We start from the raw sequence: 22171 nt of genomic DNA, 5'->3' as shown, positions 1-22171 counted from the left end.
TCACCTCTAAAAAGCGTTCGTTGATCGGTTTTCATGTTAGCGTACAGGCGGCGCCGGTCCGGGAGGAAGAGGCGCCGGGTCACCCGCGAAGCCCGGACCCGGCCCGGGAACCCGGCGGCACCGAAGCGCCGCACCTGACGAACCGGCGTCCGGGCCCCGGGCTCCCGGACCGGCCGGTGGAGGAATCCATGAACGCCGTCATCCCCCGCCCCGCCGCACGGGCCACCCCGGACGGCGCCCCCGCGCTCGCGGTGGCCGGACCATGGCGCGTCCGCGCCGACGACGACCGCCTGACCGGGGTCGCCGAGACGGTCCGCGCCCTGCTGGAACCCCATCTCGGCGCACGCCCGCTCACCGAGGACGCGTCGGCCGCGCACGGGAGCGAGATCCTCCTCCTGCTCGACGGAACGTCCGTACCGCCGGTCCTGACCCTCGGCACGGACCCTGCGGGCGGCACCGAACCCGCCGACGAGGCCTACGCCCTGACGGTCGGGGCGCGGGGCATCACCTGCCGCGCCCGCACCCCGCAGGGCGTCTTCCGCGCGGCCACCACCGCCGTCCAGCTGATCGCGACCGCGCCGCCCGGCGGGACGATCGACGCCCAGGAGCTCACCGACGCACCGCGCTACGCCTGGCGCGGCCTCCTGATCGACCCGGCCCGCTGCTTCCTCACCCCCGCAGAGGTGCGCGGCATCATCGACCTCGCCGCCCTCTACAAGCTCAACGTGCTCCATCTGCACCTCACCGACAACGAGGGCTGGCGCCTGGAGCTGCCCTCGGTCCCGGCCCTGACGCGGGGGCAGACGGACGCGGACGGGCAGCGGCTGTTCTACACCGCGGACGAGTACCGGGACCTCCAGGCCTACGCGGCCCAGCGCCACATCACCCTCGTGCCGGAGATCGACCTGCCGGGGCACTGCGCCGCCCTGCGCGCGGCCCTGCCCGGCCTCCCGCCGGCGCCCGCGCCCGAGTCGGCCCGCGGCTTCCCCTTCGTACCGCCGCTGGACCTGACCGACCCGGACACCCACGCGGCGGTGTCCGCCGTGTTCGCCGACGTCTGCGCCCTGACCACCGGCCCCTTCGTCCACATCGGCGGTGACGAGGCGGTCGGCATCACCGACGCGTGCTTCGTCGCGGGCGTACGCGAACTGCGCGCACTCGCCCGGAAGTCCGGCAAGCGCCCGGTGTCCTGGCAGGAGGCCTCACGGGCGGGGATCGGGCCCGAGGATCTCGCCCAGTTCTGGGTCGACGTCCCGATGATGGACCTGCCCGGCACCCCCGAGGAGCTCGCCGCCCGGCCGGACCTGCTCGCGGCGGGCATGACCATGGAGTTCGCCTCGGCCCTCACCTCGTTCTTCGCCCCGTCCGACGACGACACCGAACGGATCCTGGCGGGCGGCGGGCGCGTACTGCTGTCCCCGCAGTCGCACCTCTACCTCGACCGGCGCTACTCGGCCGAGGTGACTCCCCCGCACCGGGCCCAGGACGCGGAGCGCCTCGGCTTCCCCACGTACCGCCCCCGCAGCGTGCGCCACACGGCCTCCTGGGACCCCGCCTCGCACGGCATCCCGGACGACCGGATCGCGGGCGTGGAGGCGACGGTGTTCGGGGAGACCCTGACCGGCCTCGACGACCTGACCACGCTGCTCCTGCCGCGCCTGGGCTCGGTCGCGGAAGCCGCCTGGTCGGGGCGGGCCGCCGCGTGGGAGGAGTACCGCCACCGCCTCGCCCGGCACGCGCGCGTGTGGCGGGAGCGGGGACTGGCCCACTTCGACGCCCTGGACGTCCCCTGGGAGTGATCCACCCGCGCACGGCATGACGGAAGGCGCCCTCCCGGAGCGGGGAGGGCGCCTTCCGTCATGCCGTGCGCGACGCCGGTGTCAGGACGCGGCGGGCGTGTAGTTGTAGATCGACGGCACAGCCATCCCGGACTGCGTGCGGACCTTCACGTCCTTGCTGGACACCACCAGGAACGTCGAGCGGTAGAAGGGCACGAACCACCCCTCCTCGACCAGGTGCCTGTTCAGGGCGCGCGCCGCTCCGTCGGCCCCGGCGCCGCCCGCCTGGACCTGCGGCAGCAGCTTCTTGACCGTCGCGTCGGTGGAGCCGAACAGGTTGAACGTGCCGGGGGCCACCAGGTCCTGGATGGTGATCCAGTCGGTCGAGGGCTGCCCGATGTTCATGACCATGGCGGAGTAGGCCCGGTCCTTGTAGATCTTCTGGAGGGCGCTGCCCCCGTCGAGCTGCTCCCAGACGACCTTGACGCCGACGGCCTTCAGGTCCGTCTGGACCGAGGCGGCGAGCGCGTCGTTGACGATGGCGGTGACCCTCGGCAGCTTCAGCGTGAACCCCTTGGCGTAACCGGCCTCGGCCAGCAGCTGCTTCGCCTTCGCCGGGTCGTGCGCGTAGAAGGTGTCCAGGCTCTTGTCGTACGCCTTCGTCCCGGTGCCGAAGATCTGGTCGGTCGCCGCACCGCGCCCCTGGCGCAGCTTGTCGAGCATCGTCGTGCGGTCCAGGGCGTAGTTCAGCGCCTGCCGCACCTGCGGCTTGCGCAGCGCCGGGGTCAGCGCGCCACCTCGGTCGAAGAGCAGCAGGCCCTGGAAGTCGAAGGAGTGCTCGATCCTGGTGAGGCTCCGGTCGGACGCGACGGAGGTCTGCTGGTTGGCGTCCTGGAGGACGGCGCTGTCGATCTGGCCGGTCCTGAGGCCGTTGACGACGGCGGTCTCGTTGTCGAAGACGCTGATGGTGAGGGTCTTGTACGGCAGCTCGTCGCCCCAGTAGCCGCCCTTGCGAGCGAATACGTACTTGTCGCCGATCGCGGTCCTGGCCTTGTCGAGGGTGTACGGGCCGGTGCCGACGGGCGTCGTCCTGAGCGATCCGTCCGCGAGCTTCGCCGGGCTCGCCATCAGGCCGGCGGCGTCGCTGAGGTAGAAGAACATCGCCGGGTCGGGAGCCGAGAGCTGGAGCGTCACATGCGTGGCGTCCTGGACCGTGACGGACTTGAGGGCGGCGAGATTCTTGGCCGCGCCGCCACCGCCCTTCTGGAAGTGCTCCAGGTTCGCCTTGACCGCCTCGCCGTCGAAGGCGTTGCCGTCGCTGAACTCGACGCCCTCGCGCAGGGTGAGCGCCAGCCGCGTGCGGCTCTTGTCGTAGGTCCACTCGGTGGCGAGCATCGGCTTGAACGTACCGTCCGGGTCCCGCTTGAGCAGGGTGTCGTACACCGCCTGGAAGTAGGGCAGTGCGCTGCCGATCGCATCGGCCGGGTCCAGACTCTGCGCGGACGTCAGGGTGGCGATGTCGAGCTCCGAGGCACCGCCCTTCGCCACGTCGCCGCCCCCACAGCCCGTCAGCACCAGGGATGCCGCGGCGGCACAGGCCGCCCACGCCCCGGCCCGGGTGGAAATCCTCATCTTGTACTCACTGTCTGGAGGGCCGGGCAGCGATGTCGCCCGGCGGGAACGTCAGGGCAGCCGGACAGCACGTCCGGCCGACGGACTCTTCGACTTCGAAAACCATAATGTGATCGGTTTCTGGGCGTCAATGGACCGGCCGGAGAAGTCGGGGCGGAATCGGCAGCGCCCAGGCACGGGGTGTCGCCGCCGCGGCAGCGAAAAAGCCGCGCGGGCCCGGCCGGTCAGCCCGGCCGGGCCCGCGCGGTGGAGGACCGCCCTCCGGGGCGGTTCCTGCGAAAGGTTCTAGGGCGCGTTTTGAAAGTAGCGTCGTCCGCCGCGAGCGTGCGTGCCAGGCGCCGCCGGGCAGACGGGACTTTCAGAACACGCCCTAGATCACCAGACTGAGCAGCGCCGCGACCACGAAGCCGGTGACGGACAGGACCGTCTCCAGCACCGTCCAGGACTTCAGGGTGTCGCGCTCCGAGATGCCGAAGTACTTCGACACCATCCAGAAGCCGCCGTCGTTCACGTGCGAGGCGATGATCGAACCGGCCGAGATCGCCATGATGATCAGCGCCAGATGCGGCTGCGACATGCCCTGGCCCTCGACGAGCGGGACGACGATGCCCGCCGTGGTGACGATGGCGACGGTCGCGGACCCCTGCGCGATGCGCAGCACCGCGGAGATCAGCCAGGCCAGCAGGATGACCGGCAGGCCGACGTCGTTGAAGGTGTCCGCGAGCGCGTCGGCGATGCCGCTGTTCTTGAGCACGGCGCCGAAGATCCCGCCCGCGCCGACGACCAGCAGGATGTTGCCGACCGGCTTGAGGGAGGAGGTCGACACCGATTCCAGGGACTTGCGGGACCAGCCGCGCCGGATGCCGAGCAGGTAGTACGCGAGCAGCAGCGCGATCGTCAGGGCGACGAACGGGTGGCCGAAGAACTCGATGACGGAGCGGAGGGTCGAGGGGTCCAGCGCGATGGAGGAGAACGTCGCGGCGAGGATCAGCAGCAGTGGGGTGCCGATGATCCCGAGCACGGTGGAGAGCGCGACCGGGGCCTCCTGCGGGGTGACCCCGGCGGCGCGCTGTTCGGCGACGACGGCGGCCTTGGCCTCCTCCGCGGCCTCGACCATGTCCTGCGGGACGTCGACGAAGATCCGCTTCCCGATCCAGGCGGCGTAGCCCCAGGCGGCCAGTACGGACGGGATGCCGACGAGGGCGCCCATCAGGATGACCCAGCCGAGGGAGACGTGGAAGAGGCCCGCTGCGGCGACCGGTCCGGGGTGCGGCGGCAGGAACGCGTGGGTCATGGACAGACCCGCCAGCAGCGGCATCGAGTACAGCAGGATCGACTTGCCGGACCGCTTCGCGGCGGCGTACACGATCGGCGCGAGGACGAAGATGCCGACGTCGAAGAAGACCGGGATACCGAAGATCAGACCGGTCAGGCCCATGGCGAGCGGGGCGCGCTTCTCACCGAAGAGGTTCAGCAGACGGGCACTCAGCACCTCTGCTCCACCGGAGACTTCGAGGATCGCGCCGAGCATCGTGCCGAGGCCGATGATGATCGCGACGTGGCCGAGGATGCCGCCCATGCCGGATTCGATGATGGAGACGGCGGCGGAGCTCTGCACCGTACCGAAGAGCTCGGTGACGGAGAGTCCGGCGCCCAGGCCGACGGCTATGGAGACGGCGAGGAGTGCGACGAACGGCTGGAGCCTGACCTTGATGATCAGGAAGAGGAGGAGCGCGATCCCGAGGACGGCGACGGTCAGGAGACCGGCCGTCCCGTCTATGAGGAGGAGGAGTCCACCGGTGTGGGGTGGCGTCTCGACCGGTGGGGGGCTGGCGGCGAGCTGCATGGGTAACTCCGTTGTCGTCCATGGGGCTTGTGGGTAGGGGGGAGCGCGACAGGGCGCCCCGGTGGGGCGGGGCGCCGTGCCGTGCGTGGTGGTGCGGTGGTGCGGGTGCAGCAAGGGGATCAGGATCAGCCGAGGACCGCGAGGGCGTCGATCTCGATGAGCAGGCCCTTGGGCAGACCGACGTAGACCGTCGTACGGGCGGCGGGGGCGGCCTTGAGGTTCTGCTCGCCGAAGTAGGCGTTGTAGATCTCGTTCATCTCGGCGAAGTGGTCGACGTCCGTGAGGTAGACGCGCATCATCATCACGTCGTCCCAGCTCGCGCCGCCCTCCTCCAGGATCGCCTTGACGTTGGCGAAGGTCTGGAGGGTCTGCTCGCGCAGGGTGGGACCGGCCGGGGTCGGGGCCTGGCCCTCCACGGCGGGCAGGAAGCCGACCTGGCCGGCGACCTGGAGGATGTTCCCCTTGCGTACCCCGTGCGAGAACTTCGCGGGCGGGGCGGTGTGGGTGCTCGGGGTGAGGGGGGTCTTGTCGGTCATCGCTGATCAGGCTCTCTTGGGTCGGGTGGTGCCGGAGTACTCCCGGCTGATGGTGTCGGCGGTGCGCCGCACCAGCGGGAGCAGGGTGAGGAGTTCCTCCGCCGTGACGACCACGTTCGGCGCGGAGACCGACATGGCGGCGACGACGCGCCCGTCGGCGCCACGGATGGGGGCGCCGACGCAGTTGATGGACTCCTCGTGGCCGCCGAGGTCGGTGGCCCAGCCCTGTTCGCGTACGGCGGCGAGCTCCTTGAGGAACGCGGCGGCGCCGGGGGTCGAACGGGACGTGTACATGGGGTAGTCGAGCTTCTCGGCGACGGCGCGCCGTTCCGGCTCGGACAGATCGGCGAGGAGCAGCTTGGCCACGGCGGCGACGGTGATCGCGACGGGTTTGCCGATCCGGGAGTACATCCGGACCGGGTAGCGGCTCTCGACCTTGTCGATGTAGAGGACCTCGTTCTCCTCGTACACCGCGAGGTGGACGGTGTGTCCGCAGCTCTCGTTGAGTTCGGCGAGGTGCGGGTGGGCGATCTCCCGGACGTCGAGGTTCTCGACGGCCTCCTGGGCGAGCGCGAAGAGCCGTGCGCCGAGCCGGTAGCGCTGGTCCTGCTGGCGGTAGACGAGTCCGTGCTCGTGGAGGGTGCGCAGGAGCCGCAGCGCGGTGGACTTGTGGACGTCGAGCCGCTCGGCCACCTGCCCGAGGTCGGCGGGTCCCTGCGCGAGCAGCGGCAGGATGCTCAGCGCCCGGTCGACGGTCTGGCTCATGTCGTACGTACCTCCTGGTCGTCCCCCGTCCAGCCGGGGCCGAGACGCAGTCTCCCCCAGGCGGTGTCGTCGAGGGCCACCAGGCGGTCGGCCCGGTCGCGGGCGGGCGGGTCGGTGAGGTCGCCGGGGACGGTGAGGGCGGCGGCGGCCATCAGGTGGCCGTGCCGGGCCCGGTCGCGGACGGGCAGTCCGCGCAGGGTGGCGGAGAGGAATCCGGCCGCGAAGGCGTCGCCGGCTCCGACGGGCGCGACGACGTCGACGCGCAGCGCGGGCACCTCTGTGACGGTGTCGCCGGCGATGACCGTCGCCCCCTCGGCGCCCCGCTTCACGACCAGGACCGCCGGTTCCGGGAGCGCCGCGCGGATCGCCTCCGCGCCCACGATCCCCCAGGCCTCCTCCGCCTCGTCCTCCCCGACGAAGACCAGGTCCGCGCCGCGGGCCAGCTCCAGCAGGACCCGGGGGGAGGCGTCGCCGCCCCGCCACAGTCCGGGCCGGTGGTTGACGTCGAAGGAGACGAGCGGGCGGCCGGGGCGCGGGGCGGTCAGCTCGCGCAGCAGCGTCAGACAGTCGGCGGAGAGCGCGGCGGTGATGCCGGACAGGTGCAGGACCCGGCCGGCGAACAGCGCCTCGTGCGGCACGTTGGCGGGGGACATCGCGGAGGCGGCGGAGCCGGCCCGGTAGTACGCCACCTCGTGGACGTCGGCCGCGCGGTCCGTCGCCGTGCGGAAGTAGATGCCCGTGGGCCGGTCGGGGTCGCGCCGGACGGCGGAGGTGTCGACGCCGTAGCCGGCGATCGTGTCGACGAGGTGGTCACCGAAGCCGTCCGCCCCGACCCGGCTCACCCAGGCCGCCCGGTGTCCGGCCCTGGCGAGCGCGCAGGCGACGTTGGACTCGGCGCCGCCGATGCCCCGGCCGAAGGACGGCACGTCGGCGAGGCGCCCCGGCTGCGAGGGCAGGAACGTCACCATGGACTCGCCGAGGCAGACGACATCCGTGGTCGCTGCGTCGGCGGCGGTCCTGGCCGGGGTTCCGGACACTCGGGGCTCCTCTTGGTCTGCGGGCGGCACCGGTTCTCACCATTGACCGGGCGTCGGCTCGGATGTTAGACAGCCCTGAGCGATATGCGCAATGGGTGTTGCATATGCTGCAACGTAACAGTACGACGATGACGACCTACTTCGATCGAGGAGGCACCCCATGGCTGCCGAGGCTGCCGACCGTCCCGTGGCCGGGCTGACCGGTCCGGCCGGGCTGACCGGACTCGCCGGACTCGCCGACGAGCGGGTCGACCACCGGTTCAAGGCGCTCCCGCCCGACGCGCAGGGGCTGACCGTGGCGGCGCTGGCCGCCGAGCGGCGCTCCCTCTTCACCGGCGGGTTCACCACTCCGGTGCTCGCCCTGTCGGCCGAGTCCGTCGAGCACAACCTCGCCCTGCTGGAGACGTACGCCGAGCGCCACGGCCTCGCGTTCGCCCCGCACGGCAAGACGTCGATGTCCCCGCAGCTGTTCGCCCGCCAGCTGGAGTACGGCGCGTGGGGCATCACCGCGGCGGTGCCGCACCAGGCGCGGGTCTACCGGGCCTACGGGATCCAGCGGATCTTCCTCGCCAACGAGCTCGTCGACGCCGCCGCGCTGCGGTGGCTCGCGGGCGAGCTGGACGCCGACCCCGGGTTCCGGTTCGTCTGCTACGTCGACTCGGTGCGCGGCGTCGAGCTGATGGACGAGGCCCTGCGCGCGGCCGGTGCCTCCCGCCCGGTCGACGTCGTCGTGGAGCTCGGCGCCGGCGAGGGCGCCCGCACGGGGGCCCGTACCGAGGCCGACTGCGCCGAGGTCGCGGACGCGGTCGGCGAGGCCGGGAGCCTGCGCCTGGTGGGCGTCGCCGGTTACGAGGGCGAGGTGCCGCAGGCCTCCGGTGAGCGGGTACGGGACTGGCTGCGCCGACTCGTCGCGCTGGCCGCGGAGTTCGACGCGCGGGGACGGTTCGCCGCGCTGGAGGCCGGTGAGCCGATCGTGATCAGCGCGGGCGGCAGCGCGTGGTTCGACGCGGTGGCGGACGTGTTCGCGGAGATCCCGGAACTGTCCTCCCCCGTACTCAAGTTGCTCCGCTCGGGGGCGTACGTCTCGCACGACGACGGCCACTACCGCCATCTGACCCCTTTCAACCGGGTGCCGGAGGAAGGCGCCCTGGAGCCCGCCTTCCGGCTCTGGGCGCAGGTCGTCTCCCGCCCCTCCCCCGGGCAGGCGTTCCTCAACGCGGGCAAGCGGGACGCGGCCTACGACCTCGACCTGCCCGTGGCGCAGGTCGTGCGGTCCGGGCGGGACGGCTCGGTCCGCGAGGCGTCGGGGATCGAGATCACCGGACTGTCCGACCAGCACGCCTGGGTGCGGACGGCGGACGGGGCCGAGCTGGAGGTCGGGGACTGGGTGGGGATGGGGCTCTCGCACCCCTGCACGAGCTTCGACAAGTGGCAGCTGATTCCGCTGGTCGCGGCGGACGGCACGGTCACGGACTACATCCGCACGTTCTTCTGATCCCCTGCGGGGTGCCCCACCCCACCCCACCCCGCCCCTTCCCGTAACCGGGGCTCCGCCCCGGGCCCCGCGCCTCAAACGCCGGCGAGGCTGAATACGCAGCCCCACCGGCTCGGCCGGGTATCGAAAGGCACCCCCATGGACCTGGTCATCCGCGACGCGCGCGTCATCGACGGCACCTCCGCCCCCTCCTACCGCGCCGATGTCGCCGTCCGCGACGGCCGGATCGCGGAGATCCACCCGGAGCGCGCCCCCGGCCCCCGCCCGTCCGCCGCCCGGACCCTGGACGCCGACGGGCTCGCCCTCTCCCCGGGCTTCATCGACATGCACGCCCACAGCGACCTCGCGCTGCTCCGCGACCCCGACCACAGCGCGAAGGCCGCACAGGGCGTCACCCTCGAAGTCCTCGGCCAGGACGGGCTGTCGTACGCCCCGGTGGACGACCGCACCCTGGCGGAGGTCCGCCGCTCCATCACCGGCTGGAACGGCGACGGCAGCGACATCGACTTCGACTGGCGCACCGTCGGCGAGTACCTGGACCGGCTCGACCGCAACTTCGACGGGCAGGGCATCGCCGTCAACGCCGCCTACCTCATCCCGCAGGGCACCGTCCGGATGTACGCGGTCGGCTGGGACGACCGCCCCGCCACGGAGGCCGAGCTGACCCGGATGAGGGAGCTCGTCGCCCAGTCCATGCGCGAGGGCGCCGTCGGCATGTCCTCCGGACTCACCTACACCCCGGGCATGTACGCGGACGACGCCGAACTCACCGAGCTCTGCCGGGTGGTGGCCGAGCACGGCGGCTACTACTGCCCCCACCACCGCTCCTACGGGGCGGGCGCGCTGGGCGCGTACGAGGAGATGGTGCGGCTCACCCGCACTGCGGGCTGCGCCCTGCACCTCGCCCACGCCACCATGAACTTCGGTGTGAACGAGGGGAAGGCGCCGGAGCTGCTCACCCTCCTCGACCGGGCCCTGGACGCGGGCGCCGACATCTCCCTCGACACCTACCCGTACACCCCGGGCTGCACGACCCTGGTCGCCATGCTGCCGAGCTGGGCGAGCGAGGGCGGGCCCGGATCGATCCTCGCCCGGCTGGCCGACGAAGCGACGGCGGCGCGGATCCGCCACGACATGGAGGTCGTCGGGGCGGACGGCTGCCACGGCGTACCGATCGAGTGGGACCGCATCGAGATCTCCGGCGTCAGCGTGCCCGGCCTCGACTCCTACGTCGGCCGTACGGTGGCCGAGTCCGCCCGGCTGCGCGGCGAGGAGCCCTGGGTGACCGCGCGGCGGGTGCTCCAGGAGGACCGGCTCGGCACGACGATCCTCCAGCACGTGGGCCACGAGGAGAACGTCCGGCAGATCATGCGCCACCGGGTCCACACCGGTGGCAGCGACGGCATCCTCCAGGGCGACAAGCCGCACCCGCGCGCCTACGGCACCTTCCCGCAGTACCTCGGCCGGTACACCCGGGAGCTGGGCATCCTCGGTCTGGAGGAGTGCGTCGCCCACCTCACTTCCCGTCCGGCGGCCCGGCTGCGGCTGGCCGACCGCGGGCTGGTGCGCGAGGGCTACCGGGCGGACCTGGTCCTCTTCGACCCGTCGACGGTGGCGGCGGGCTCCACGTTCGAGGAGCCGCGCACCCTGCCGTTCGGTATCCCGCACGTACTGATCGACGGCCGCTTCGTCATCGAGGACGGCAAGCGGACCCAGACCCTGGCCGGGCGCTCCGTGCGCTCCGTCTAGGGAGTCTCCGCCGCCCGTTCCGCCGCCCACGCGAGGTCCTCCTCCGTGGGCGCGTCGTCCTGGGTGAGCGCCCGCCGCCAGTAACCGCTGAACTCGACGGCGGATTTGGGCAGTCCGCGCTCCTCCACCAGATGGCGGCGCAGCGCCCGGACCGTACCGGCCTCGCCCGCGAGCCAGCCGGCCGTATCGCCGTCAGGCAGTGCGGCGGACCGGACCGCGTCCAGCAGCGATCCGCCCCGGTCCCGGTGCACCCAGCGCACCGTCACCTCGGCCGCGCTGTCGAACCGCTGCTCCTCGGCCGCGTCGGCCACCTCGGCGCAGACCGTCGCCCGCGCCCCGGCCGGCAGGGCTTCGAGGATCGTCCCGATGGCCGGGAGCGCCGACTCGTCACCGGCCAGCAGCAGGTGCCCGGCCCGGGGCAGCGGCCTGGCGTACGCGGAGGACGGGCCGACCATGCCGGCCACGTCCCCCGGCCCGGCGGTGCGGGCCCAGCGGGTGGCGGGTCCGTCGTCGCCGTGGAGCACGAAGTCGACGGCCATCAGGCCGGAACCGGGGTGGTACGAGCGGACGGTGAAGCTCCGCATGAGCGGCCGCTCCGGTTCGGGGATCGCGAGGTACGCCTCGTACCAGCGCATGCCGTAGGTGTCCTCGGCGTCCGGCTCGGGCAGCCGGGGCACGCGCTGCCCCGGCCTCGGGAAGCAGAGCTTCATCTGCTGATCGGGCCGGTCCTCCATGAGTGACGCCAGCGCGTCCCCGGAGAAGCTGATCCGCAGCATCCTCGGGCTGATCCGCTCGACACTCTCGACCCGCACGTACGACACAGCCAACCCCTGCACCACCACGCGAAACCAGCCTCTCACCGGTGCTTTGATACTTTACGCCATAAGGAATTACCGTTCCGAAGTTACTTTACGGCGTAAGGAGTCGCAAGTGGTGGTCTATGCCGGGCGGGGCGATGCCCGTCGGTCGATGTCGCTGCTGTGGCGCTCGGCCGCACCGCGCGAGGAGGGTGCGGCAGCCGGTCCGGGGCCCAGGCCGGGGCTGACGGTCGACGCGATCGTGACCGCCGCGATCGCCGTGGCGGACGAGGACGGCATGGCCGCGCTGTCGATGCGGGCGGTGGGCGAGCGGCTCGGGCGCACGGCGATGGCGCTCTACACCTACGTCCCCGGCAAGAGCGAGCTGCTGGACCTGATGTACGACGCGGTACACGCGGAACTCCCCGCGGGCCGTGCCGGATCGGGCGACTGGCGTACGGATCTGACGGACTGGGCGCGGGACACGCTCGCGTTCTACCTGCGCCACCCCTGGGTCCTCCAGGTCTCCCAGGCCCGTCCGGTGCTCGGCCCGCACGAGTACGCCGGACTGGACGCGCTCGTGCGCCTCCTCTACGGCACCGGGCTCGACGCCGGGGTGCTGCGGCGCCTGGTCGGGACGCTGTTCCACTTCGTGCGGGGCGCCGCGCGGACCGTCGCCGACGCGCGCGAGGCGGCGTCGGCGACGGGGCGGGCGGACGAGGAGTGGTGGTACGCCCGCTCGGCGGCGCTCCTGGAGCTGGTCCCGGACTTCGCGGACCGCTACCCGGAACTGAGCCGGATGGAGCGGGAGTCGGCGCGGCCGGAACCGGCCGGGGACGAGGCGGTGCCGTATCCGGAGCGAGAGGCGCGGGAGACCTTCGACGCGGGACTGGACGTCCTGCTGGACGGCGTCGAAACCGCCGTCCGGCGAGCCCGGCAGGCAGGGCGCACGGACACGCCCTGACCGCCTCGGTTCACCAGCGGTACCAACGGCCGCGACTGGTGCCGGAACCCGACCGCAGGAGAAATCCCAGCAGCCACAGCACCAGCAGGATGCCGGCGATCCACCAGAGCAGATTGAGCGCGAACCCGGCACCGAACAGCAACAGAACGATCAGAAGAACGACCAGCAGGGGGACCATCTCTATCAACCTCCGGAAAGCCGGGTGCCCAGGGGCCGACGTTCCACACCCCGGCACCCGAACTCCTTCCTGGCCGCGGCGGAATCGTTTCCCGATCGCTCTCCCGGGCAACCGGAGGGCATGAATACATCTGCGGCAGCACAAAGAGGCAAAGGGAAGGCTCGCCAGGCCGGCGACAGCAAAGCGGTCGAGGTGGGCGGACGCGCGGGGTTCATCGCTCGCGGAGTGATCTATTTCCTGGTCGGTTTCCTCGCGCTGCGGATCGCCTTCAACGGCGGGGGCAGCAAGAAGCAGGCCGACCGGGGCGGCGCCCTCTCGGAGATAGCCCAGAAGCCCTTCGGCTCGGTCCTGCTGTGGGTGCTCGGGATAGCCGTGGTGGGCATGGCCCTGTGGCGGCTGTCCGAGGCGCTGTTCGGGGCCCCCGGGGAGGACGGGGACAAGGCCTCCAAGCGGCTCATATCGGCGGGCCGGGCCGTGTTCTACGGCTTCGTCGCCTACTCGATCCTGTCCTTCGCCGCGGGCAGCAAGAGCAGTGGCAGCGGTTCCAGTGACTCGAAGTCCCAGGACGTGACGGCGAAGGTACTGGACCTGCCGGGCGGCCGCTGGATCGTGGGCATTGCCGGTATCGTCGTAGTCGGCGTGGGCCTGTGGATCGCGGGCCGGGCCGTGATGCGCAAGTTCCACAAGCATCTGCGGATGGAAGCCATGTCGCGGGTGCAGCGGCGCGGGGTCGACGTGGTCGGAATCTTCGGTGGCCTCTCGCGAGGGATCGTCTTCGGAGTCGCCGGCGGATTCGCCGTGTCCGCCGCGCTGAAGGCCCGCTCCAGCGAGGCCAAGGGCATGGACGACACCCTGCGCTCCTTCGCCTCGACACCGGCCGGGCCGTGGCTGCTGGCTCTGATCGCCGTCGGCCTGGCGGCCTTCGGCCTCTTCTCCTTCGCCAACGCCCGCTGGCGCAAGATCTGATGCACGGGTGGGGCGGAGTGTCAGCTGCCGCCCACCCCGCCCCACCCGGTCCACGAGACCGCCCGGCCGTCTCAGGCCGGGCGGTTCGTCGTGTCCGGGCCGTTACGGCTTCGGCAGCTCACAACCCGCCGCGTTCAGGTTGAACTTGTTGCCTGCCCCGATGCACGGCACGATGCCGTACGTCTCCTGGGCGTAGTTGATGCCCTCGCGGACCGTCACCTGGCCGTTCTCGTCGACCTCGCACGGATTGTTGTCCGTGCACTCCTGCCCGTCCTCGTTACCGGTGTTGTTGACGGCGACGACCTTGCCGGTGGCGTTGTCGATCACCGGGGAGCCGGACGTGCCGCCGATGGTCTGGCAGGCGGAGGTGTAGCGGACCGAGTCCTTCCAGGTCCACTCGCCCTCCTTGAGGCGGTAGACGAACCCGTCGACGTTGCAGCTGTACGTGCGCTTCCAGTACCCGGACGCCACGGTGATCGCCTTGCCCTGCACCGGGTGCGCGGTGTCGAGCTCCAGCGCCTTGATGCCGTACTTGCTCTCGATCTGGGCGTACGTGGAGGTGAGTTGGTACACCGATATGTCGGTGTCCGTCATCGTTCCGTACGCGATCTTGCTCGCCCGCACCGTGCCGAGGTTGCCGCCGGAGGCGTTCAGCAGGGTGAAGCTGCGGGTGGACGGCTGATCCTTCACGACCTCACCGGGCCCGGGGAATCCGGACTCCATGCAGTGCCCGTTGGAGAGCACGAGCGCGGGATCGCCCGACTGGGAGCCGGGCGTACGGACGACCGATCCCGAACAGTTGCTGAGCGCCACGGTTCCGGCGAAGCCGACCGCCTTGGCCCTGGCCTTCGCCCGGACCGCCGTGTGACTCGATGACGCTGCCGCCTTGACCGTGCTGGGTGCTGTCGCGTCGTGGCTTGTGGCCGCGGTCGCGGGCGCCGTGCCGGCTCCGAGGAGCAGCACGGCGAAGAGCGCACCGACGAGAGGCTTTTTCATGTGGGGGTCCCCTCAAGTGACCTGCGCAGAGCGTGTGGGGCCTCTGCGACCGAAGTTCTTCCGGTTTTGACATGCGCATGTTTGCGTATCGAGAGGGGTCGCACAAGGGGGCGCTCCGCCAAGTGCGGGGTGCGCCTGCCCGGTGGGTGGGGGCGGTGCCCCTCCGGGGAGACTCCTCGGAAATGGCGTGTTCACCCGGGACCGAGAGGGACCCGGGTCGTACGCCATTCCCTGCGGGGACGCCCCCGCACGTCCCCACCCCGGCATCAGTCGCGTCTGCACACCGGCACACCTGCTGTCGCAGACGCACGGCAGGCGCCCCACGGAGCACCCGCACAAACAAGCCCGTCCGGCGATTGAGGACGGAACCCCGCACCAAGGACCAGGCGCACCCCGCGGTGAAGCCTCCGTGGCGCATCTCACCCGCCCTGCTCCGTCACGCCCCGGCCCCACGCCTTTCCAAGCCCGGCCCCCGTCCGCGCCCAGCGTTCCCACGGTTCGCGGGCGGTGGGCACATGGGATGGAAGCCGGGCCGGGCGGACGGGGCGACCCGGCTGGGTCAACCTGCGGGGAAAGGCCGGGCACCCCGCGAAACACAGTCGTAAGCTCGCAGACATGCAGGTCATCCAGTCCACGAAGCTCGCCAACGTCTGTTACGAAATCCGGGGCCCCGTGCTGGAGGAGGCGATGCGGCTGGAAGCGGCAGGCCATCGCATCCTCAAGCTGAACACCGGCAACCCCGCCGCGTTCGGCTTCGAGTGCCCGCCGGAGATCCTTGAGGACATCCTGCGCAACCTCTCCGGGGCGCACGGCTACGGCGACGCGAAGGGGCTGCTGTCCGCGCGGCGGGCGGTGATGCAGCACTACCAGACCAAGGGGATCGACCTCGACGTCGAGGACGTCTACCTGGGCAACGGCGTCTCCGAGCTGATCCAGATGTCGATGCAGGCGCTGCTCGACGACGGCGACGAGGTGCTGGTCCCGGCTCCGGACTACCCGCTGTGGACGGCGTCGGTCTCGCTGGCCGGCGGCACGGCCGTGCACTACCGGTGCGACGAGCAGTCGGACTGGATGCCGGACCTCGCCGACATCGAGCGGAAGATCACCGACCGCACCAAGGCCATGGTGATCATCAACCCGAACAACCCGACGGGCGCGGTGTACGACGACGAGATGCTGCGCGGGCTGACGGAGATCGCCCGCCGCCACAACCTGGTCGTCTGCTCCGACGAGATCTACGACCGGATCCTGTACGACGGAGCGACCCACACCCCGACCGCGGCCATCGCACCCGACCTGATGGTCCTCACCTTCAACGGGCTGTCGAAGAACTACCGGGTGGCCGGCTACCGATCCGGCTGGATGGCGGTCTGCGGCCCCAAGGCGCACGCCACCTCGTACATCGAGGGTCTGACGATCCTGGCCAACATGCGGCTCTGCGCCAACATGCCCTCGCAGCACGCGGTGGCCACCGCGCTCGGCGGGCGGCAGTCGATCAACGACCTGGTGCTGCCGGGCGGCCGCATCCTGGAGCAGCGGGACGTGGCGTACGACCTGCTCACGCAGATCCCGGGCGTCACGTGTGTGAAGCCGAAGGGTGCGCTGTACCTCTTCCCGAGGCTCGATCCCAAGGTGTACAAGATCAAGGACGACCGGCAGATGGTCCTCGACCTGCTGCGGGCCGAGAAGATCATGGTGGTGCAGGGGACGGGGTTCAACTGGCCGGAGACCGATCACTTCCGGGTCGTGACCCTGCCCTCGACCGAGGACCTGACGGACGCGATCGGCCGGATCGCCCACTTCCTGGACGGGTACAGCCAGGTGTAGACGACGGGTGCGGGTGAGAGTGCGCACCATCCGATCGCGAATCCGGACAACTTTAGACTGAATCCAAGCTAGGATGGATCCACAGCAACACCAGGAGGCCATCCATGTACGAACCGATCCGCACCAAATCGGTCCACACACCGGCCGACCATGCCGACTTCCCGCACCGCACCCGCGAGGAAGAGCTGGACATCCAGCTCGCCGGACACCTGGCCGCACTCCTCGCGGTCACCGACGAACTGGGGCTCGGCGAGGCGGGCGACCGCATCGCCGAACAGGTCGCCCGGTTGCGCGGCACACCGCCCGCCCGGCACGCCGGTCTGAGCGAAACCCCCGCCCCGGCCCTGCACCGCCGCGCCCACGCCCTCGCCGGCCGCACCCTGGTGGTGGCGGCGTCCCGCGCCGACACGGCCGTCGCGATCCTCTCGGCCGAGCGCATGGACGCCCACACCGCGGCGCTCTCCGCCGACCCGGCGCACCTGGTCGGCGCCCTCTGACGGCCCCGGTCCACGTGCCGTAGAGGCGCGTGGACCGGGTGCCACCCATTACTCACGACGCAGTGCGTCAGTGCTTGCTCCGGGTCCGGAACCGGACCGTGGCGAGACCGGCCAGCAGCAGCAGTACGGCAGCGATGCCGATGCCCACCGTGGTGCTTCCGGTGTCGGCGAGATCACCGTGACCGCCGGGATTCATGTGGGACGGGTGGTGCCCAGACGGGCGGTCGTGCGTGGGGTGCGGGCCCGGACTCCAGCTCGGCCCGTGCGAATGCGTGGGGTGCGGGCCGGGGGTCGAGGTATCGCTCGGGCTGGGGCCAGGGGACCCGGTCGGGCTGGGGCTCGGGGAGTCCGTCGGGCTGGGGCTCGGGCTCGGGATCGTCACCGGGACCTCAACCGTGCAGGGCAGCTCGGTCGCCCCTTCCGTCGCGCACCGCGCGCCGGGCGTGTCCGAAGTGACCGCGTTGCCCAGGACCGCGTCACCCGTGTCCGGATCGTCGACGGTGACCGTGTAGGTGATCGTCGCGGTGGCGCCGGGGGCCAGTTCGCCGGACCAGTCGAGGGTGTTGCCGGTGATCGTCGCGGTGCCGGTGGTCGCGGTGGGACCCGCTGTGACCGCCGCGTCGTCGAGGACCCCGGACAGGTCGTCGGTGAGGTGGGCGGGGCTCAGGGTGGTCTCGCCCCGGTTGGCCGCCGTCACCGTGTAGGTCACGGTGTCGCCCGGCTCCGCGCTGGTCGGCGTGGCGCTCTTGGAGAGCTCCAGCACCTGCTCCATCTTCTTGACCGGCACGGAGGCGGAGGACTCGTTCGACGTCACGTCGTTCTCGTCGTGGGTGCCCTGGGCCGTCGCCGTGTTGGTGAAGGTGTCGTCGACGACATCGGCCTCCGTCAGGACGTGCGTCCCCTCGCAGACCATGGACGAGGTGCTGGAACCCATCGGGCCGAGGGTGTCGCGGGGGCAGACCACGTCGGTCACGGACGGATCGTCGACCTGGACGTCGTTGAGCACCGAGGTGCCGGTGTTCGTCACCAGGAACTGATAGTGCACCGTGTCACCGACCTCGAACGGCTCGGTCGCGGCGTTGTCCGGGGGTGCGACCGTCTTGACCAGGTTCAGCTGGTCGAGCGTGGTGACGGACTTCGCCTGGAGCCCGCGGATCAGGTGGGTGTCGATGCCGCCTCCGGTGGATCCGGAGAAGCCGAACTTGTACGTGGGCGGCGCGTCGGCCGTCATCTGCGTGGACAGCACGGGCTGGAAGCCCGCGCCGTCGTTGAAGTCGATCTCGACGGCCACGGTCGGCCGGGTGTCCGGGCTGACCGTGATGTGGACGGTGCGCTTGGCGGGCAGCGGGTCCGTGCCCTGGTGGCGGAGGCTGCCGGGCAGTGTGGAGACGAAGCCGGAGGGCTGGGTGCCGTCCGGCGTGATGGTGGAGTCGAGGTAGCAGTACCCGTAGTCGCCCTGCCCCGGACCCCGCAGGGTGACGGTGTCGGTCACCGGGAGTTCGCTGGTGACCGGGGACTTCTGGGAGTCGGGGCAGCCGTTGCCGCGCAGCTCCGCGTCGTTGGCGAAGTTGCCGTAGGCGTCGAGACCGACGCCGAGGTAGCCGCCGTTGACTCCCGGGTCCAGGTTGCGCTGTGCGTAGCCGAGCGAGCCGCCGTCCGCTCCCGCCTCCGTCAGGTTCACCGACCCGTCCACCAGGAAGAAGCCGATGCCGTCGGCGCCCGAGTCGTTGGTGCCGTACTGGTACTGCTCGAAGGTGACGTCGAGGCCGCCGTTGCCGGGCAGCGGGCGGTTGTAGAGCATCCCGCCGACCCGGTAGTAGTCGTGGTCCGTGAGCTGGAGCCAGCCCGGGGTCTCGCCGGGGGTGGGCACGGGCGGGGTCGTCTGGGTGGCGGGGTCGTCGCACGGTCCGACCTGGGACTCGTCGGCGGGCGGCTCCGCGGAGGCGCCGGTCAGACAGGCGTTCTCCAGCGGGACGAAGCCGGGGTCGGACACCGAGGTGCCGGTGAACGGTTCGTCGAGCAGGACCGACTCGCCCACCCGCGTCGAGGGTCCGGGCGCGGGGTCTGCGAGTCCGGGGGTGGCGGTCAGCAGCAGTCCCAGCGCGGTTCCCGCGCACGCCGTCGCCGCCACGGCCGGAACTTGGAGCAACCGTGTGTATCTACGCATGGCAGGAACCATATGAAGACCACATAAATACCCCACCGCCCTGCGGGCCGACACGCCGCACCTGGGGCCGAACGGCGGCGGCCCGCCCCGTCCCTTCGACGTGCGGGACGGGGCGGGCCGTGTCCTACGCGGTGCTGCCCGGCCGGAACAGACCGGCGCTCAGCCCGGGCGCTGGACCAGAACCTCAGCCCAGGCGCTGGACCAGGGCGCGGTACTCGTCCCACAGCTCCTTCGGCGTGTGGTCACCGAAGGTGTTGAGGTGCTCGGGGATCAGCGCCGCCTCCTCGCGCCAGACCTCCTTGTCGACCTTGAGCAGGAAGTCCAGGTCCGACTCGGAGAGGTCGAGGCCCTCGGTGTCGATCGAGCCCTCGGCCGGCAGGACGCCGATCGGGGTCTCGACGCCCTCGGCCTTGCCCTCCAGGCGCTCGACGATCCACTTCAGGACGCGGCTGTTCTCGCCGAAGCCGGGCCAGACGAACTTGCCGGCCTCGTTCTTGCGGAACCAGTTCACGTAGTAGATCTTCGGGAGCTTGGACTGGTCCGGCTCGTCCGCGCCGACCTTGATCCAGTGCTTCATGTAGTCGCCCATGTTGTAACCGCAGAACGGCAGCATGGCGAACGGGTCGCGGCGCAGCTCACCGACCTTGCCCTCGGCGGCGGCGGTCTTCTCGGAGGCGACGTTGGCACCGAGGAAGACCCCGTGCTGCCAGTTGAAGGACTCGGTGACCAGCGGCACGGCCGAGGCGCGGCGGCCGCCGAAGAGGATGGCCGAGATCGGCACGCCCTTGGGGTCCTCCCACTCGGGCGCGATGATCGGGCACTGGCCGGCCGGGACGGTGAAGCGGGCGTTGGGGTGGGCGGCGGGCGTCCCGGACTCGGGGGTCCAGTCGTTGCCCTTCCAGTCCGTGAGGTGGGCCGGGGCCTCCTCGGTCATGCCCTCCCACCAGACGTCGCCGTCGTCGGTGAGCGCGACGTTGGTGAAGACGGAGTTGCCCCACATGGTCTTCATGGCGTTGGCGTTGGTGTGCTCGCCGGTGCCGGGCGCGACGCCGAAGAAACCGGCCTCGGGGTTGATCGCGTAGAGCCGGCCGTCCTCGCCGAACCGCATCCAGGCGATGTCGTCACCGATGGTCTCGACGGTCCAGCCGGAGATCGTGGGCTCCAGCATGGCGAGGTTCGTCTTGCCGCAGGCGCTCGGGAACGCGGCGGCCACGTATTTCGACTCCCCGCGCGGCGGCGTCAGCTTGAGGATCAGCATGTGCTCCGCGAGCCAGCCCTCGTCGCGCGCCATGACGGAGGCGATGCGCAGCGCGTAACACTTCTTGCCGAGCAGGGCGTTGCCGCCGTAGCCGGAACCGTAGGACCAGATCTCGCGGTCCTCGGGGAAGTGCGAGATGTACTTGGTGGAGTTGCAGGGCCACGGAACGTCCTCCTGGCCCTCCTCCAGGGGAGCACCCAGGGTGTGGACGGCCTTGACGAAGAATCCGTCGGTGCCGAGCTCGTCGAGGACCGGCTGCCCCATGCGCGTCATGGTGCGCATGGAGACGGCGACGTACGCGGAGTCGGTGATCTCGACGCCGATCGCGGAGAGCGGCGAGCCGACGGGGCCCATGCAGAAGGGCACGACGTACATGGTGCGGCCGCGCATGGAGCCGCGGAAGACGCCCTTCTCCCCCACGAAGATCTCCCGCATCTCGGCGGGATCCTTCCAGTGGTTCGTCGGACCGGCGTCCTCCTCCTTCGCGGAGCAGATGAACGTACGGGTCTCGACCCGTGCGACGTCGCTCGGGTCGGAGGCGGCGTAGTAGGAGTTCGGGCGCTTGATCTCGTCGAGCTTGGTGAACGTGCCCTTGGCCACGAGCTCCCCGCACAGGCGCTCGTACTCGGCCTCGGAGCCGTCGCACCAGACCACTCGGTCCGGCTCGGTGAGGGCTGCGATCTCGTCGACCCAGGAGACGAGCTCCTGGTGGTTGGTGGGAACAGTGAGGGGAGCCGCGATGTCGCGCGCCACGATCGCTCCTTGATGAGGGTGTCTGTCTGGTAGGCCCCGTGGGGGCTGCGACCCGGATGCTTCTACCCTTTCGGATTTCCCCTGGCGCTCATCCGGTGCCGACCGCACTCATTTGATCATCCGACCGTTCCGCCCATATGTCCAGGGGGCCGCCCACGTGAGCATCGCCACTCATATCCGCAACCTACGGTGGCGTAGGTACGATGCGGGAATGACTGCTGCCGCTGCCGCCGCGCCCGAGCCCACCGGGCTGGAACCAGCCGGAACCGACCTCGCCGAGCTGAAGCCACGGATGCGCGGCTGGCTGCACGCCGGCATGTTCCCCGCGGTCCTGATCGCGGGCATCGTGCTCATCGCGCTCACGGACACCACCCGCGGCCGGATCGCCTGCGGGATCTACATCCTGACCGCGTGCCTGCTGTTCGGCGTGAGCGCCGTCTACCACCGCGGCACCTGGGGGCCGCGCGGCGAGGCGGTGCTGCGCAGGCTGGACCACGCCAACATCTTCCTGATCATCGCGGGCACCTACACCCCGCTGACCCTGCTGCTCCTCCCCCGCTCCACCGGGACCCCGCTGCTGTGGGCGGTCTGGGGCGCGGCGGTCGCGGGCATCGCCTTCCGGGTGTTCTGGGTCGGCGCCCCGCGCTGGCTCTACACGCCTTGCTACATCGCGATGGGCTGGGCCGCGGTCTTCTTCCTGCCGGACTTCATGCGGACCGGCGGGATCGCGGTGCTGGTACTGGTGGTCGTGGGCGGGGTCCTGTACAGCGCCGGTGGCGTCATCTACGGCATCAAGCGGCCGAATCCGTCACCGCGCTGGTTCGGTTTCCACGAGGTCTTCCACTCGCTGACCCTGGCGGCGTTCGTCGTGCACTACGTCGGCATCTCCCTGGTGGCGTACAGCCAGAGCTGAAACCCCGAGAAGGGCCG

18 protein-coding genes are annotated in these 22171 nt (G+C 71.0%); 8 read left to right on the top strand and 10 right to left on the bottom strand.

The window, feature by feature from the left end; all coding sequences use genetic code 11:
- Window positions 1–188 precede the first annotated feature (188 nt).
- A complete protein-coding gene (locus tag ACFVQ0_RS11215; protein ID WP_390086721.1) occupies window positions 189–1799 on the top strand; it encodes a family 20 glycosylhydrolase in 1611 nt (536 codons plus the stop codon).
- A gap of 81 nt (window positions 1800–1880) precedes the next feature.
- Here the strand turns inward: ACFVQ0_RS11215 and ACFVQ0_RS11210 are convergent, their stop codons facing one another.
- The 5 genes from ACFVQ0_RS11210 to ACFVQ0_RS11190 form a co-directional block, all read right to left on the bottom strand.
- Complete coding sequence (locus ACFVQ0_RS11210; protein WP_390086719.1) at window positions 1881–3410, bottom strand: ABC transporter substrate-binding protein; 1530 nt, start codon at window positions 3408–3410, stop codon at window positions 1881–1883.
- 370 nt (window positions 3411–3780) lie between these two features.
- Window positions 3781–5256: a GntP family permease gene (locus ACFVQ0_RS11205; RefSeq protein WP_390086717.1), complete on the bottom strand. Its 1476-nt coding sequence runs from the start codon at window positions 5254–5256 to the stop codon at window positions 3781–3783.
- A 125-nt stretch (window positions 5257–5381) separates the two neighbouring features.
- Window positions 5382–5792 carry a RidA family protein gene (locus ACFVQ0_RS11200; protein WP_390086715.1) on the bottom strand — a complete coding sequence of 137 codons (411 nt, stop codon included), beginning with the start codon at window positions 5790–5792 and terminating at the stop codon, window positions 5382–5384.
- Between the two features lie 6 nt (window positions 5793–5798).
- Window positions 5799–6557, bottom strand: coding sequence for an IclR family transcriptional regulator (locus ACFVQ0_RS11195; protein ID WP_390086713.1), 759 nt, complete (start codon window positions 6555–6557; stop codon window positions 5799–5801).
- Window positions 6554–7594, bottom strand: coding sequence for a sugar kinase (locus ACFVQ0_RS11190; protein ID WP_390086711.1), 1041 nt, complete (start codon window positions 7592–7594; stop codon window positions 6554–6556). The genes ACFVQ0_RS11195 and ACFVQ0_RS11190 overlap by 4 nt, the downstream gene beginning before the upstream one ends.
- Before the next feature lie 160 nt (window positions 7595–7754).
- On the opposite strand from ACFVQ0_RS11190, the gene ACFVQ0_RS11185 reads away from it, so the two are divergent.
- The gene (locus ACFVQ0_RS11185) at window positions 7755–9089 is read left to right on the top strand and encodes an amino acid deaminase (protein WP_390086709.1); all 1335 of its coding nucleotides are present in this window, start codon (window positions 7755–7757) and stop codon (window positions 9087–9089) included.
- A 138-nt stretch (window positions 9090–9227) separates the two neighbouring features.
- Window positions 9228–10838: an amidohydrolase family protein gene (locus tag ACFVQ0_RS11180; RefSeq protein ID WP_390086707.1), complete on the top strand. Its 1611-nt coding sequence runs from the start codon at window positions 9228–9230 to the stop codon at window positions 10836–10838.
- Here ACFVQ0_RS11180 and ACFVQ0_RS11175 read toward each other — a convergent pair.
- Entirely contained in the window at window positions 10835–11677 is an 843-nt protein-coding gene (locus ACFVQ0_RS11175; protein ID WP_390087763.1) for a siderophore-interacting protein, read from the bottom strand. The two genes, ACFVQ0_RS11180 and ACFVQ0_RS11175, sit on opposite strands and share 4 nt — an antisense overlap.
- Window positions 11678–11768: 91 nt before the next feature.
- On the opposite strand from ACFVQ0_RS11175, the gene ACFVQ0_RS11170 reads away from it, so the two are divergent.
- Window positions 11769–12599 carry a TetR/AcrR family transcriptional regulator gene (locus tag ACFVQ0_RS11170; protein ID WP_390086706.1) on the top strand — a complete coding sequence of 277 codons (831 nt, stop codon included), beginning with the start codon at window positions 11769–11771 and terminating at the stop codon, window positions 12597–12599.
- A gap of 10 nt (window positions 12600–12609) precedes the next feature.
- Here the strand turns inward: ACFVQ0_RS11170 and ACFVQ0_RS11165 are convergent, their stop codons facing one another.
- Window positions 12610–12777, bottom strand: a complete 168-nt coding sequence (locus tag ACFVQ0_RS11165) for a DUF5670 family protein (protein WP_024494983.1) — start codon at window positions 12775–12777, stop codon at window positions 12610–12612.
- Between the two features lie 120 nt (window positions 12778–12897).
- Between ACFVQ0_RS11165 and ACFVQ0_RS11160 the strand changes: the two genes are divergently transcribed.
- Window positions 12898–13743, top strand: a complete 846-nt coding sequence (locus ACFVQ0_RS11160; RefSeq protein WP_390086705.1) for a DUF1206 domain-containing protein — start codon at window positions 12898–12900, stop codon at window positions 13741–13743.
- A gap of 102 nt (window positions 13744–13845) precedes the next feature.
- On the opposite strand, the gene ACFVQ0_RS11155 is transcribed toward ACFVQ0_RS11160, so the two are convergent.
- Window positions 13846–14739 carry a serine protease gene (locus ACFVQ0_RS11155; protein ID WP_390086704.1) on the bottom strand — a complete coding sequence of 298 codons (894 nt, stop codon included), beginning with the start codon at window positions 14737–14739 and terminating at the stop codon, window positions 13846–13848.
- Between the two features lie 615 nt (window positions 14740–15354).
- Between ACFVQ0_RS11155 and ACFVQ0_RS11150 the strand changes: the two genes are divergently transcribed.
- Window positions 15355–16566 carry a pyridoxal phosphate-dependent aminotransferase gene (locus tag ACFVQ0_RS11150; RefSeq protein WP_390086702.1) on the top strand — a complete coding sequence of 404 codons (1212 nt, stop codon included), beginning with the start codon at window positions 15355–15357 and terminating at the stop codon, window positions 16564–16566.
- Window positions 16567–16670: 104 nt separating this feature from the next.
- The gene (locus tag ACFVQ0_RS11145) at window positions 16671–17063 is read left to right on the top strand and encodes a hypothetical protein (RefSeq protein ID WP_390086700.1); all 393 of its coding nucleotides are present in this window, start codon (window positions 16671–16673) and stop codon (window positions 17061–17063) included.
- 67 nt (window positions 17064–17130) lie between these two features.
- On the opposite strand, the gene ACFVQ0_RS11140 is transcribed toward ACFVQ0_RS11145, so the two are convergent.
- A complete protein-coding gene (locus tag ACFVQ0_RS11140) occupies window positions 17131–19230 on the bottom strand; it encodes a hypothetical protein (RefSeq protein WP_390086698.1) in 2100 nt (699 codons plus the stop codon).
- Between the two features lie 184 nt (window positions 19231–19414).
- A complete protein-coding gene (locus ACFVQ0_RS11135; RefSeq protein WP_390086697.1) occupies window positions 19415–21241 on the bottom strand; it encodes a phosphoenolpyruvate carboxykinase (GTP) in 1827 nt (608 codons plus the stop codon).
- A gap of 211 nt (window positions 21242–21452) precedes the next feature.
- Here ACFVQ0_RS11135 and ACFVQ0_RS11130 point away from each other — a divergent pair, with 211 nt between their 5' ends.
- Window positions 21453–22154 carry a hemolysin III family protein gene (locus ACFVQ0_RS11130; RefSeq protein WP_390086695.1) on the top strand — a complete coding sequence of 234 codons (702 nt, stop codon included), beginning with the start codon at window positions 21453–21455 and terminating at the stop codon, window positions 22152–22154.
- Window positions 22155–22171 lie beyond the last annotated feature (17 nt).

Origin of the sequence: Streptomyces sp. NPDC057900, from assembly GCF_042887885.1 — a bacterium.
Lineage (GTDB): Bacteria > Actinomycetota > Actinomycetes > Streptomycetales > Streptomycetaceae > Streptomyces.
Note: the sequence above shows the minus strand (reverse complement) of the source record. Positions and strands in the feature narration are given on the sequence as shown.